Annotated in this window: 11 protein-coding genes; 5 read left to right on the forward strand and 6 right to left on the reverse strand. The window is 64.9% G+C overall.

The annotated features are described in order from the left end of the window. Entirely contained in the window at nucleotides 1-1,230 is a 1,230-nt protein-coding gene (locus ML401_RS03695; protein WP_211418784.1) for an MFS transporter, read from the reverse strand. 233 nt (nucleotides 1,231-1,463) lie between these two features. Between ML401_RS03695 and ML401_RS03700 the strand changes: the two genes are divergently transcribed. Continuing rightward, nucleotides 1,464-2,717 (forward strand): serine hydrolase, encoded by a 1,254-nt coding sequence (locus tag ML401_RS03700; RefSeq protein WP_249157190.1) that lies wholly within the window; start codon nucleotides 1,464-1,466, stop codon nucleotides 2,715-2,717. A gap of 158 nt (nucleotides 2,718-2,875) precedes the next feature. Next, the gene (locus ML401_RS03705) at nucleotides 2,876-3,289 is read left to right on the forward strand and encodes an SRPBCC family protein (RefSeq protein WP_285809868.1); all 414 of its coding nucleotides are present in this window, start codon (nucleotides 2,876-2,878) and stop codon (nucleotides 3,287-3,289) included. 208 nt (nucleotides 3,290-3,497) lie between these two features. On the opposite strand, the gene lepA is transcribed toward ML401_RS03705, so the two are convergent. After that, on the reverse strand, nucleotides 3,498-5,309 hold the full coding sequence (gene lepA, locus ML401_RS03710; protein WP_194405732.1) for a translation elongation factor 4: 1,812 nt from the start codon (nucleotides 5,307-5,309) through the stop codon (nucleotides 3,498-3,500). 218 nt (nucleotides 5,310-5,527) lie between these two features. Here lepA and ML401_RS03715 point away from each other — a divergent pair, with 218 nt between their 5' ends. From ML401_RS03715 to ML401_RS03725, 3 genes are all read left to right on the forward strand, one after another. Then, entirely contained in the window at nucleotides 5,528-6,886 is a 1,359-nt protein-coding gene (locus ML401_RS03715) for a YARHG domain-containing protein (RefSeq protein ID WP_285809871.1), read from the forward strand. Further along, on the forward strand, nucleotides 6,883-7,653 hold the full coding sequence (locus tag ML401_RS03720) for a M15 family metallopeptidase (protein WP_285809873.1): 771 nt from the start codon (nucleotides 6,883-6,885) through the stop codon (nucleotides 7,651-7,653). Before ML401_RS03715 ends, ML401_RS03720 begins: the two co-directional genes overlap by 4 nt. An 86-nt stretch (nucleotides 7,654-7,739) precedes the next feature. Continuing rightward, nucleotides 7,740-9,365, forward strand: coding sequence for a glycosyltransferase family 39 protein (locus tag ML401_RS03725; protein WP_285809875.1), 1,626 nt, complete (start codon nucleotides 7,740-7,742; stop codon nucleotides 9,363-9,365). Between the two features lie 76 nt (nucleotides 9,366-9,441). On the opposite strand, the gene ML401_RS03730 is transcribed toward ML401_RS03725, so the two are convergent. From ML401_RS03730 to ML401_RS03745, 4 genes are all read right to left on the reverse strand, one after another. Beyond that, nucleotides 9,442-9,759 carry an HPr family phosphocarrier protein gene (locus ML401_RS03730; RefSeq protein ID WP_097657200.1) on the reverse strand — a complete coding sequence of 106 codons (318 nt, stop codon included), beginning with the start codon at nucleotides 9,757-9,759 and terminating at the stop codon, nucleotides 9,442-9,444. Beyond that, nucleotides 9,756-10,157 carry a PTS sugar transporter subunit IIA gene (locus ML401_RS03735; RefSeq protein WP_007597752.1) on the reverse strand — a complete coding sequence of 134 codons (402 nt, stop codon included), beginning with the start codon at nucleotides 10,155-10,157 and terminating at the stop codon, nucleotides 9,756-9,758. The genes ML401_RS03730 and ML401_RS03735 overlap by 4 nt, the downstream gene beginning before the upstream one ends. Nucleotides 10,158-10,290: 133 nt before the next feature. Continuing rightward, nucleotides 10,291-10,815, reverse strand: a complete 525-nt coding sequence (locus tag ML401_RS03740; protein WP_285812808.1) for an HPr kinase/phosphorylase — start codon at nucleotides 10,813-10,815, stop codon at nucleotides 10,291-10,293. Nucleotides 10,816-10,841: 26 nt separating this feature from the next. Continuing rightward, nucleotides 10,842-12,638 (reverse strand): sensor histidine kinase, encoded by a 1,797-nt coding sequence (locus ML401_RS03745; protein WP_259215422.1) that lies wholly within the window; start codon nucleotides 12,636-12,638, stop codon nucleotides 10,842-10,844. Nucleotides 12,639-12,837: the final 199 nt, after the last annotated feature.

Genomic DNA, 12,837 nt, shown 5'->3' on the forward strand with positions numbered 1-12,837 from the left:
TCACCGTGCGACGGCCGCGCCGCGGCCGAGATCCATGGGCTCGCGTCGTTTGGTTGGAAAGCTCAGTGCCACCGCGACGGCGGCGAGGCCGATCGCGAAGGAGCCGGCGTGCAGCCAGGTGTATTGCTGGAAATTGTCGAACACGAGCCCGCCGGCCCACGGCCCGAGTGCCATGCCGAGGCTGGCGAAGGCCGACACCGCGCCGAACACGGTGCCCATGATGCGCGCGCCGAAGAACTCGCGGACCAGCACCGCATAGAGCGGCATCACGCCGCCATAGGCGAGGCCGAACACGACCGAGAGCGCGTAGAACTCGCCGAGCTGGGCGACCGCAAGATAGGTCGCGATGCACATCGCCTGCACGAACAGGCCGCCGACCAGCACGGGTTTTGCACCGATACGGTCGGCGAGCGCGCCGAGCAGCAGGCGGCCGCCGAGGCCCGAAACGCCGGCAACGCTGTAGACCGTCACCGCCGTGAGCGGGGCGATGCCGCACACCATGGCATAGGACACCATGTGGAAGATCGGGCCGGAATGCGCGGCGCAGCAGGCGAAATGCGCCGCCGCCAGCGCGACGAATTGCGGCGTGCGCAACGCCTGCGCCGCGGTCAGCTCGACATCAGGCGGAGCGTCTGCATTCGTGGCGCCTGCCGCCGCCGGCGCCGGGCGCACCAGGAAGCAGGCGGGTATCAGGAGCACCCAGGCAGCACAGCCGATCACCAGCATCGCGGTGCGCCAGTCATAGGCGGTGATTAGCCAGCTCGCGGTCGGCGCGATCGTCACCGGCGAGACGCCCATGCCGGCCGAGACCAGCGCCACCGCGAGGCTGCGGTTCTTTTCGATCCACGCGCTCGCCAGCGCCATCATCGGTGCGTAGAAACTGCCGGCGGCAATGCCGATCAGCACGCCGAAGCAAAGCTGGAATTGCCACAGGCTCGTCGCCTGGCTCGCGGTGACCAGGCCGAGGCCCAGCAAGAGGCTTCCCGCGAGCACCACGATGCGGGTGCCGAACCGGTCCGACAGCGCGCCCCAGAGGAACGCGGCAAATCCCATGCAGAGGAAATCCAGTGTCGCCGCCGCCGACACGCCGGCGCGCGACCAGCCCATCGCATCCGAGATCGGCTGCAGGAACACCGCCAGCGACAGCATCGTGCCGAACCCGACACAGGTCATCAGCGCTCCCGCTGCGACGACGACCCAGCCATAGTCGAAGCGTGATGGCTTGCTCATTGCGTTTCCTCGGCGCTCTTGGTTTTGTTGATGCTGCGCGCGGCGATGGTGGCCCATTGGGCGGTGAAGGGCAAGGCAGGCTGCGACCGCACGCTGACACCGTCTGCCCGTCATGATAGCATGACGCTCGTCACTGGCCCGCGTTCGCAAGCGCACACACAGGAACGTGTGAGGAGGCAAGTTCAATGACATGGGGAGCACTCTGCAGGCCGCGCGGTTGCCGCTGGCTTGTCTTGCCCATCATTTTTGCTGCCGCGGTCGCGGCACCTCCAGCATACGCACAGGACGGCAAAAGCTCCTCCGGCGATCCGGGGCCGGTCTTTTCCGAGACCGGCCCCGATGCCGAGCTCTACGGCGCGGCTCAGGGTTACCCGGTCGGCACGCGGGGAGGCGCCCCCCAGATCGACAAGCTGGTCGGGGTCTACAGCCATTTCGACGAGCTCTACCGCTCGCGCGCGATCGGTCGCGCGGCGGCGCCATGGCAATTCAAGCGCGCGCCGGAGCCGTCGATTGCCTACAGTTTCGGTAACGAGCGACTGAGCATCGCGGACTACCTCAAGCGCAACCCGGCGACGGGACTTCTGATCGCCAGGGACGACACCATCCTGTACGAGCACTATCAATATGCGCGGACCGACCGCGATCGCTTTGTCTCGCAATCCATGGCGAAGACGCTGGTGGCCATGCTGGTCGGCATCGCGGTCTCGGAGGGACGGATCAAGTCGATCGACGACCTCGTCTCGACCTACGTCCCCGGTCTTGCAGGGACGGAATATGGAAACACGTCCATCCGCGCCTTGCTGAACATGTCGTCGGGCGTCGAATTCTCGGAAGTCTACGATGGCAACGACGACATCGCCCGGCTTGGGCGGGCGCTGTTCGTCGATGAGCCGAAGGACCCCGCGGCAATCGTCGCGCAATTCAACACCCGAAGCGCGCCGCCGGGCACCAAATGGCACTATGCAAGCGTTGAAACCGAGATCCTCGGGATGGTCCTGCGCGCCGCCACGGGCACGCCGGTTGCCGACTATCTTCACGACCGGATCTGGGACCCCATCGGCGCAGAGGCCGATGCGTCTTGGGCGATCGACGGCAGCGGGCAGGAGATTGCCTTTTGCTGCTTCAACGCGACCTTGCGCGATTATGCGCGCCTGGCCCGGTTGCTCGCACATGACGGCGCCTGGGAAGGCCGCCAATTGATCCCCCGGCAATGGCTGCTCGATGCCACGACCGTCAGACCAGGCGATGGCCATCTCGGTCCGGGCGTGGCCACATCCTATTTCGGCTACGGCTATCAGGTGTGGCTCCTGCCGGGCGAGCCGCGCAGATTTGCGCTGCTCGGCATCCGCGGTCAGGTCATCTTGGTCGATCCAGCCTCCAAGCTCGTCATGGTGCACACCGCCGTTCGCCAGAAGCCGTCCGAGCCGGGCGCCCTCAGGGAGCCGCTCGCATTGTGGTTCGCCGTGCTTCAGCAGCTCGGACAATGAGGGCCTGACGTCGCCGTAAAATATTTGCGAGGACCATGTCGGCTCGGACGGGGGGCGATCGTCCTTGGGTCACAGATCCCGGAAACTGCCTCGGATGGCCCGGCACGCGGGATGTGATGTCGCACCTCGACCGCAAGACTTGAACTGGAGCAATGCCCATGAGGATCACCGTCGAAACCAGCGTCGCCGCCCCAATCGACCAGGTCTGGCAGGCCTATACGACGCCCGCCGACATCGTGAAGTGGAATGCGGCGTCCGACGACTGGCACACGACCAAGGCGACGGTCGATTTGCGCGAAGGCGGCGCCTTCTCGTCGCGGATGGAAGCCAAGGACGGCAGCATGGGTTTTGACTTCGCCGGCACCTACACCAAGATCATCGAGCACAAGCGGATCGAATACGCGTTCGGCGATCGCAAGGCCGAGGTGGAGTTCGTGCCCGGTCCGAACGGCGTTGTCGTCCGCGTCGCGTTCGATGGCGAAACCACGCACTCGGAGGAGCAGCAGCGCGGCGGCTGGCAGGCGATTCTCGACAATTTCGCACGGTACGTCGCGGCGAAGCGGAAGGCGTGATCAGTCAGGGATCGGACGTGATCGCTTGCATCACGCACCCCGCGATGCTCTCACGGTAGCCCTGTTTTGCCCGACGGAGCAAACCGGCTTCGCAAGCTCCAAAAAACCCAATGCCGCCAAGGGGCGGCTACTGTGCATGGGGTTGTTTTCGCGTTTTTTGTTTGGCCGGATACTGAGGTCGAGCCGGCGCGTCGCCAGCCCCCCGTCCTCAGCTATCCACCTTCAGCGCGGCAATGAAAGCTTCCTGCGGGATGTCGACCTTGCCGAACTGCCGCATCTTCTTCTTGCCTTCCTTCTGCTTCTCCAGAAGCTTGCGCTTGCGCGTGATGTCGCCGCCGTAGCATTTCGCGGTGACGTCCTTGCGCAGCGCGCGCACCGTCTCGCGCGCGATCACCTTGCCGCCGATCGCCGCCTGGATCGGGATCTGGAACATGTGCGGCGGGATCAGCTCCTTCATCTTCTCGACCATCGCGCGGCCGCGCCCTTCCGCGCGGGTGCGATGCACGAGCATGGAGAGCGCGTCGACCGGCTCGGCATTGACGAGGATCTGCATCTTGACGAGATCGGCCGGCTTGTAGTCGGTCAGATGATAGTCGAACGAGGCGTAGCCCTTGGAGACCGATTTCAGGCGGTCGTAGAAGTCGAACACGACCTCGTTGAGCGGCAGATCGTATTTCACCATCGCGCGGGAGCCGACATAAGTGAGCTCCTTCTGCGAGCCGCGGCGGTCCTGGCACAGCTTCAACACGCTGCCGAGATATTCGTCCGGCGTCATGATCGTCGCCTCGATCCAGGGCTCCTGGATCTCCTCGATCTTGACCACGTCAGGCATGTCGACGGGATTGTGGATCTCGAGCTCGGTGCCGTCGGTGAGCTTCATCTTGTAGATGACGCTCGGCGCGGTCGCGATCAGGTTGAGGTCGAACTCGCGCGACAGCCGCTCCTGGATGATCTCGAGGTGCAGAAGTCCGAGGAAGCCGCAGCGGAAGCCGAAGCCGAGCGCGGCCGAGGTCTCCATCTCGAAGGAGAAGCTGGCGTCGTTGAGCCGCAGCTTGCCCATTGCGGCGCGCAGCGTCTCGAAGTCGTCGGCGTCGACCGGGAACAGGCCGCAGAACACCACGGGGATCGCCGGCTTGAAGCCCGGCAGCATTTCGGTGACCGGCTTCCTGTCGTCGGTGATGGTGTCGCCGACGCGGGTGTCGGCGACTTCCTTGATCGCGGCGGTGATGAAGCCGATCTCGCCGGGACCGAGCTCGTCGACCTGCTGCATCTTCGGCGTGAAGAAGCCGACGCGCTCGACGTCGTAGGCAGCGCCCGTGCCCATCATGCGCACGCGGCTGCCCTTCTTCATGACGCCGTCGACGACGCGGATGAGAACGACGACGCCGAGATAGACGTCGTACCAGCTGTCGACCAGCAGCGCCTTCAAGGTCGCGTCGCGGTCGCCCTTCGGCGGCGGCAGGCGGGTGACGATGGCTTCCAGCACGTCGGGGATGCCGAGGCCGGTCTTGGCCGAGATCATCACCGCGTCGGAGGCGTCGATACCGATGACGTCCTCGATCTGCTGCCTGATCTTCTCGGGCTCGGCCGCGGGCAGGTCGACCTTGTTCAGGACCGGGACGATCTCGTGATTGTTGTCGAGCGCCTGGTAGACGTTGGCGAGCGTCTGCGCCTCGACGCCCTGGCTGGCGTCGACCACCAGCAGGGAACCCTCGCAGGCCGCCAGCGACCGCGAGACTTCGTAGGCGAAGTCGACATGGCCGGGCGTGTCCATCAGGTTGAAGATGTAGTCCTTGCCGTCCTTGGCGCGGTAGGCGAGGCGCACCGTCTGCGCCTTGATCGTGATGCCGCGCTCGCGCTCGATGTCCATGGAATCGAGCACCTGCTCCTTGCCCGCCATTTCGCGGTCGGAGAGGCCGCCGGTCATCTGGATCAGGCGGTCGGCCAGCGTCGATTTGCCATGGTCGATATGGGCGACGATGGAGAAATTGCGGATGTTCGAAATGGGGACGGTCGTCATGGGCGCGGGATACCACTCACATCCCCGTGCGGCAACCATTCACTTGGTCTTCCCGCGTCCGCACGGAGGCGCCTCTGGAGGGGTTTAGCCGCCCGGGCTTGCGGCGGTCCGGGAAGGGGCGGAGATCGATCCGCCATGCCGCTGCAATCCGGCCTGCAGCCATCGATTTCAGGGGCCGGCTCTGCTAGCTTTCCGGCTTTCTGTCACGGAAATGGGCAATGTGTTGGAAGTTTCTTTTCGCCTTGCTGTTTGCAGTGTGTTTTGCCCACCCGGCCGCTGCTGAAAAGCGCGTCGCCCTCGTCATCGGCAATTCCGCCTACCAGAGCGTGTCGCGGCTGGAAAATCCCCGGAACGACGCGGTGCTGGTGGCCGATACGTTGCAGAAGCTCGGCTTCACCCTGGTCGGCGGCGGTGCCCAGGTCGAGCTGGACAAGCCCAGCTTCGACGCAGCGGTCCAGCGCTTCGGTAACCAGTTGATTGGCGCGGACGTCGCCCTGTTCTATTACGCTGGCCACGGCATCCAGGTCCGCGGGACCAATTACCTCGTGCCGATTTCCGCCAATCCGACGCGCGAGACCGACGTCGATTTCCAGATGGTCGACGCCGCATTGGTACTTCGGCAGATGGACGGCGCAGGAACCAAGCTGAACATCGTCATTCTCGATGCGTGCAGGAACAATCCGTTTGGCGGACGCGGCCTGCGTGGCTCCGACAGCGGTCTCGCGCAGATCCGGGCGCCGGAGGGAACGCTGCTCTCCTATGCGACGCAACCCGGCAACGTCGCGCTCGACGGATCCGACGGACACAGCCCTTACACGCGCGCGCTGGTCGAGACGATGCAGCGTCCGGGCCTCGACGTGCTTCAGACGTTCAATCAGGTGGGACTTCTCGTCAAGCGCGCCACCGGCAGCAACCAGCAGCCCTGGGTCTCCTCCTCGCCGATCGACGGATCATTTTACTTTTCGGGCACGCCGGCCGGCCAGGTCGCCGCGGTCAACGTACCGGCGCCGATCACAACGCCTCCTGCGAATTCCACGCCGTCCGCGGCTGCGGCCGCTCGAACCCAATCGGATCTTCTGTTTCCGGATTCCGACAGCCGGCTTCTTGCCGATGGCGATTTGAGGACGCTGAGCAAGGATGAGCTGCGCCTCGCGCGCAACGAAATCTTTGCGCGGCGAGGCCGCTACTTCAACTCGCCCGATCTGACGGAGCGGTTCAGCAGGTTCGCCTGGTACGTGCCCCACACCTGGGATCCGCAGTTGAACGCCGTTGAGAAGGCGAATGTCGCCCTGATCGATCGTTATGAATCCGGCGGCGCGGCGCCAGGCGGCTTCATCTTTCCCGATTCGGATCGACGGCTGCTCACGGTCGCAGAGGTGCGCGGGCTGTCCCAAGACGAGCTCCGTATCGCGCGCAACGAGATCTTTGCGCGGCGGGGACGATATTTCGAAGCGGCGGACCTCAAGGCCCGCTTCGAACGTTTCCCGTGGTATTCGCCGAGCACATGGAATCCAAAACTCAATGCGATCGAGGAAGCGAATGTCGCGCTGCTCGATCAGGCTGGCAAGCGTCGATGACGGCTGCGTTTCGGGCGATGCAAATCCTTGCCGCGCTCGTGGCTGCGTCCGTGCCGGCAGGCGCCCAAACCAGGACCGAGCTTCTCGACCGGCTGGTGCGTGCCTATCCCGACTTCCTCGCCAGTCATGACGGCAAGCAGATCCTGTGGCGCGACGGCACTGCGATGCCGGTGGACGATGGCGTCGATGACAAGACGTTCGATCAGCGCCTGCGCGATGCCTCGATCCTGGACCAGCTCCGATTGCCGTATCCTGTCGGCGCGTCCGGGCCGCCCGCGGTGAACGCCGACCCCGGACGGTTCCGGAACGAACCGTTCTTCACGAAGATGTATGGCGACTGCCGCAACGGAGCGGTGCAGCGCAATCTCGTCACCATCACCTGGCTGCCGCGTTCGTGGGGGAAGGCGGTCCGGGTGACGCGGGTCAATGGTGTGGCCGACCGGCTCAAGGAGGTGTCCGCGGAGATCGACAAGCTCGAACCGGAGCTGAAGGCTGCGGCCTATCCGATTGCCGGAGTGCTGTCGTGCCGGCCGGTCGCGGACACCGGCAAGATGAGCATGCATGGCTATGCCGTCGCGATCGATCTGAACCTGAAATATTCCGACTATTGGCTGTGGGCGGGCCGCGGAAAGTCCATTCCCTACAAGAACAGGATGCCGCGGGAGATCGTCGATATCTTCGAGCGTCACGGCTTCATCTGGGGCGGCAAATGGTATCATTACGACACGATGCATTTTGAGTATCGCCCCGAATTGCTGGCGCGGTGATCTCGCATCGTTTTTGCGCGCCGGGCGGTCATGCATTCACGTCAAGCTGATTTCACTCGGGCGCAAAACGCGCTACGCAGGCGCCCATGTCCACGACGTCGATCTCGTCCGCCCAACCACGCGCGAAAACCCGCCTGAGCTTCGACCGCTTCCGGGCCTGGCTGGTCGCCTGCGCAATCCGCCCCGAGGCGAGATTGTGGCTGGTGATTGAGCTCGCCATCCTGCATGCGGTGCTCTGGACCTTCATCCTGATCAATCTCAAGGCCGCGCAGGACGTTCACATGGACGTCGCGGAAGCCTGGGGCTGGGGCCAGAAATTCCTCTGGGGTTACGGCAAGCATCCGCCGCTGTCGGGCTGGGTCGCCGGCCTCTGGTTCACGGCGTTCCCGGCGATGGATTGGGCGACCTACGCGCTGGCGATGGCGACCGTCGGCCTCGGCATGGTGATCTGCTGGCTGGTGGCCTTGCGCGTCGTGGATGCGCGGCGCGCGTTCCTGGCCGTGGTGATGGTCGCGCTCTATCCGATCTTCAACTTCAAGGGCTTCAAGTACAATCCGGACCTGCTGCAGCTCGTCACGCTGCCGCTGCTCGTGCTCGCCTATCTCAACGCGTTCGAGAAGCGCAGCTGGCAATCGGGCCTCTGGCTCGGCCTTGCCGGCGCGCTGGCGCTGATGACCAAATATTGGGTGCTGACCATGATCGGCGCCATCGGCCTTGCCGCGCTGATCCATCCGGAGCGGCTGAAATTCCTCGCCTCGCCGGCGCCGTGGGTGGCGATCGCGACGATGGTCGCGGCGATGATCCCGCACATCGTCTGGCTGGCGGAGGCGCATTTCGTGCCGCTGACCTATGCCGGCGACACCTACAGTCTCCATGACGACCGTCTTCTGCATCAGCTCGTGGCCGGCTATGCCCTGCATAACATTGCGCTGCTGGCGTTGCCGGTGGCGCTCGCCGCGCTGGCGATGGCGTGGGTGCCGCCGTGGTTCAAGCTGCTGCTGCGCGCGCCCTCGCGCATCGTCACGCGCGCCTGGGCGCGCGGCGCCAATCCGGGCGTCAACCTTTCGCAGGCGCTGAATGTCTGGATCGTGCAGGTCATCGTTGCGGTCGGCCCGCCGCTCGGTGCACTCGCCTTCAGCATCTACATGAAGACGGATTGGGGCATCTCGCTGTTCTTCCTGGTGCCCTTGGCGCTGGTCGCGATCCCCACCCTGCGGGTGCAGAGCGCAGTGTTGTTCAACATCACCGCGATCTGGCTCGTGCTCAGCGTCGCGACGCTCGCCGCCTCGCCCTGGATCGCCGCGCGCGAGATGGCGGCCAATGCCGGCAACGCGCAGATCTACGGCGCGCGCTCGGAGCTCGCGCGCGAATTGACGCAAGCCTGGCACAGCCGCTTCGCCTCGCGCTGGGCCGTCGTTGCCGGCACGATGGAGCAGATTCAGCCGCTGGTCTTCTACAGTCCTGATCATCCCTCGGCATTGCTGCCGCTGGAGGCTTGGGATTCCGGATTGACCTCGCGCGACGATGCCAAGAAGTACGGTTTCATCGGCGTGTTCGATCCGACCGACGGCCGTCTGCCTGCGTTCGAGAAATGGGTGTCGGAGACCGCGCCCAACGCCGAACGCATCGTGATGACGACCCGCCGCTTCACCCACGGCAAGGCCGGCCCGTCGATGAGCTGGAACATCTACATCGCGCCGCCGGGGAAGTGAGGTTGTCGTCGTTCCGGGGCACGCCAAGCGTGAACGGGTTCGATGCTGCGCATCGACCCGGAATGACAACGGGCAGCTAAATCCCTTCCTCGTTGAACTTGCTTTCAACGAGCTCGGTGATCGCCGCGAGCGCGGCCTCGGCGTCGGTGCCGGCGGCGGCGACGGTGATGGTGGTGCCAGGTCCCGCGGCGAGCATCATCAAGCCCATGATCGAGGTGCCGCCCACGGTCTCGCCGCCGCGCGTCACCCAGACTTGCGCGTCGAAGCGCTCGACGGCCTGGACGAACTTCGCCGAGGCGCGCGCATGCAGGCCGCGCTTGTTGATGATCAGGAGATCCTTGGAGATCGCGCCCGCGGGCACGCCTGTCCCCGCTTGTGGCGCGTCGTCGCTCATTTGCCGGCGAGCACCCGGCTGGCGATGGTGACGTATTTGCGGCCCGCTTCCTGGGCCATCGCGATCGCGTCCGGCAGCGGACGCTCCTCGCGGACCTTGGCGAGCTTCACCAGCATGGGAAGGTTGATGCCTGCGAGCACTTCGACCTTGGGCCGGCTCATGCAGGATATTGCAAGGTTCGACGGTGTGCCGCCGAACATGTCGGTGAGGATCGCAACGCCATCGCCGGAATCGACGCGGTTAACCGCCTCGATGATGTCGCTTCGACAGAGATCGGAATCATCTTCGGCGCCGATCGTGATCGCTTCGATTTGCTTTTGTGGGCCCATGACATGTTCAAGCGCTGCCTTGAATTCGTCGGCAAGGCGCCCGTGGGTCACAAGTACTAGACCAATCATCGGAAAACTCCTCGCGGGCGCTTTTGGTGCACCGCACGAACGCGCCACTTTGACCATCCAGAGCCCCTGCGCAAGAGGGGATGTTGCGTATCTCCCTGAATCTAGACGGATGGATGAGGGGAGCTGCGCCGGTCTATTCGGTCGCGATAGTGGGGTTCATATGGTTACCATTTCCCTTCAAACAATCGCCTGAAGGGTTAACGGAAGATGAACTCTTGGTAGTGGTCAAGGCCGCAACAACCAGGGGGAGGGGTAAAGTGTCGCGGCCGACGGGGATTCGCGGTATTTCGACACCGGAAATGCTGGTTTTCAGGTATTCCGGCGGCGGCAGGCGCTCGGCGTCCGCGGCGTCAAGATCGACCACGAGACCGACGGTCGCATGCTCCACGAAGTCGCAGCGGCGGATCCCGAGACCCCGGATCTCGATCAGGCCCTCAAGACGGGGCGCGGGGCGGACCTCAATTTCATCGCCGACTGTCGCCAGATGGACACGGTCATCCCCGACCAGAACGGCCCTGTCGACCACGCCCGAACGTCCCGCCATGATCAAATCAAAGGCAAGGCGCGACTTGCCGGAGCCCGAGGGCCCGCGGATCAGCACCGCCAGAGGCCCGACCTTGACCGCGGTGGCGTGCACGCTGGGCGAGCCATCGTTCAAGCTGCCTTCGTTCAAGCTACCTTGGCTCATAGCGCCGGCAGTCTCACCACGAAGCGCGCGCCGGCAACTGTGGGCACGCCCTCGTCATCAGGCGGGCCTGCGCGGTTCTCGGCCCAGATCCGTCCGCCATGGGCGTCGATGATCTGCTTGGAGATCGACAGGCCGAGGCCGGAGTTCTGGCCAAAGCCCTGATGCGGACGATCGGTGTAGAAGCGCTCGAAAATGCGCTCCAGCGCGTCATCGCGAATGCCGGGGCCGTCATCGTCGACCACGATCTCGATCTCTCCGCGCACACGGCGGCAGGTGAGGCGCACCTTGTTGCCGCGCTCGGAAAACGACTGCGCGTTGGAGAGCAGGTTGGAGACCACCTGCCCGAGCCGTGAATCGTGGCCGGTCACCGCGAAGATGTCGGTCGGGCTGCGGCCTTCGAAGCGGGTCTCGACCGCGACGTCGTGACCGAGCTTGGTTTCATTGGCAACGGACACCAGCGTCGTCAGCAGGCGGCGCAGATCGACCGGGATCGCATCCTGGCGCTGCAATTCGGCATCGAGGCGGCTGGCGTCGGAGATGTCGGAGATCAGGCGGTCGAGCCGCTTGACGTCGTGCTCGATAACCTCGAGCAGGCGGGCGCGGCTGTTTTCGTTGCGCGCCAGCGGCAGCGTCTCGACCGCCGAGCGCAGCGAGGTCAGCGGGTTCTTCAGCTCATGCGCAACGTCGGCGGCGAACATCTCGATCGCCTCGATGCGGCTGTAGAGCGCGCTCGTCATGTCGCGCAATGCGCCCGAGAGATGGCCGATCTCGTCGCGGCGGCGGGTGAAATCGGGAATCTCGATGCGGGCCTTGATGCGGCGGCGGACGCGCTCGGCGCTGTCGGCGAGCCGGCGCACGGGCCCGGCGATCGTGCTCGCGAGCAGCAGCGACAGCATGATCATGACGGTGGCGGCGACGCCGCCGACCTTCAGGATGGCGAGGCGCTCGGCGGTGACCATCTGGTCGATGTCGTCGCCTTGCGTCGACAGCATCAAGGCGCCATGGATCGCGCGCGAGCGCAGCACAGGGACCGCGACCGAGACGATCACCTCGCCGCGCACATTGACCCGGACCATCGAGCGCTTCTGGCCCTGCAGCGCATCGCTCACCTCCGCATAGCCGTTGCCGTTCTCGGGCCCGAGCTCGCGATAGAGCGGCAGGTCGCCGCGGTTCAGCCAGGTGCGCACCGCGACCATGCCGCGTTCGACGATGCCGGGCTTTTCGGCCGGCGGCGGCAGATTGTAGCGCAGCACGTTTTCGAGGTTGCGGCTGTCCACCAGCAGGCTGCCGTTCGGATCGTAGATGCGGGCGCGCGTCTTGGTCGGCGAGATCAGCGTGCGCAGCACCGGCGCGACCCGCTCCGGATTGATCGGGAAGTCCAGCGGCGAATATTCGTCCGAGCCGCCATAGGTCTCGCCCGGCTTGAGGTCGAGCAGCCGGTCGGGATCGATGGTGATGGCGTTGGTCTGCACCGTGGCGGAGGCCGCGATCGCGCCGGCGATGATCTCGGCCTGCACCAACAGGCTCTGCGCCCGCGCGTCGATCAGGCCGGCGCGGAATTGCGACAGATAGAGGATGCTGGCGACCAGCGCGACGAGGCCGGCAAGGTTGAGCGAGACGATACGGCGGGTCAGGCTGGAGAAGGACAGCGCGAAGAAGAACTGACCGGCGCGCTTCAGCCAGTTCAGCGGCCGGAAGCCCTGCGGCTTGTCTTCGGCAAATTGCTGCTGAACGCCGTCGGATGTGACATCCCCGGCGCTCCGGTTTGGATCAGGCTGCGTTCGGTCCAGCAATTCTTACGCCTGCGTTAGGACAGCTCGTTGAGGGTCCCTGCATCCTAGAGCATGATCCGGAAAAGTGTGCAGCGGTTTTCCGAAGGATCATGCTCAAGAAATAATCCAACGCGCGATGATCTCATCGCGCTTGGAGCAATCCCGGTCCCGATGGAACGAGAACCGGAGATGCTCGTAAGTGTTTTGCGAAGGCGCCCGC

Origin of the sequence: Bradyrhizobium sp. 62B (genome assembly GCF_030272265.2) — a bacterium.
Classification (GTDB): domain Bacteria; phylum Pseudomonadota; class Alphaproteobacteria; order Rhizobiales; family Xanthobacteraceae; genus Bradyrhizobium.

Bases quoted from the DNA above. Each gene is read 5' to 3' on its own strand.
- ML401_RS03705 (WP_285809868.1), top strand. From the start codon at position 2,876: ATGAGGATCACCGTCGAAACCAGCGTCGCCGCCCCAATCGACCAGGTC.
- ML401_RS03715 (WP_285809871.1), top strand. From the start codon at position 5,528: ATGTGTTGGAAGTTTCTTTTCGCCTTGCTGTTTGCAGTGTGTTTTGCC.
- ML401_RS03730 (WP_097657200.1), bottom strand. From the start codon at position 9,759: ATGAGCGACGACGCGCCACAAGCGGGGACAGGCGTGCCCGCGGGCGCG.
- ML401_RS03725 (WP_285809875.1), top strand. From the start codon at position 7,740: ATGTCCACGACGTCGATCTCGTCCGCCCAACCACGCGCGAAAACCCGC.
- ML401_RS03735 (WP_007597752.1), bottom strand. From the start codon at position 10,157: ATGATTGGTCTAGTACTTGTGACCCACGGGCGCCTTGCCGACGAATTC.
- ML401_RS03720 (WP_285809873.1), top strand. From the start codon at position 6,883: ATGACGGCTGCGTTTCGGGCGATGCAAATCCTTGCCGCGCTCGTGGCT.
- lepA (WP_194405732.1), bottom strand. From the start codon at position 5,309: ATGACGACCGTCCCCATTTCGAACATCCGCAATTTCTCCATCGTCGCC.
- ML401_RS03695 (WP_211418784.1), bottom strand. From the start codon at position 1,230: ATGAGCAAGCCATCACGCTTCGACTATGGCTGGGTCGTCGTCGCAGCG.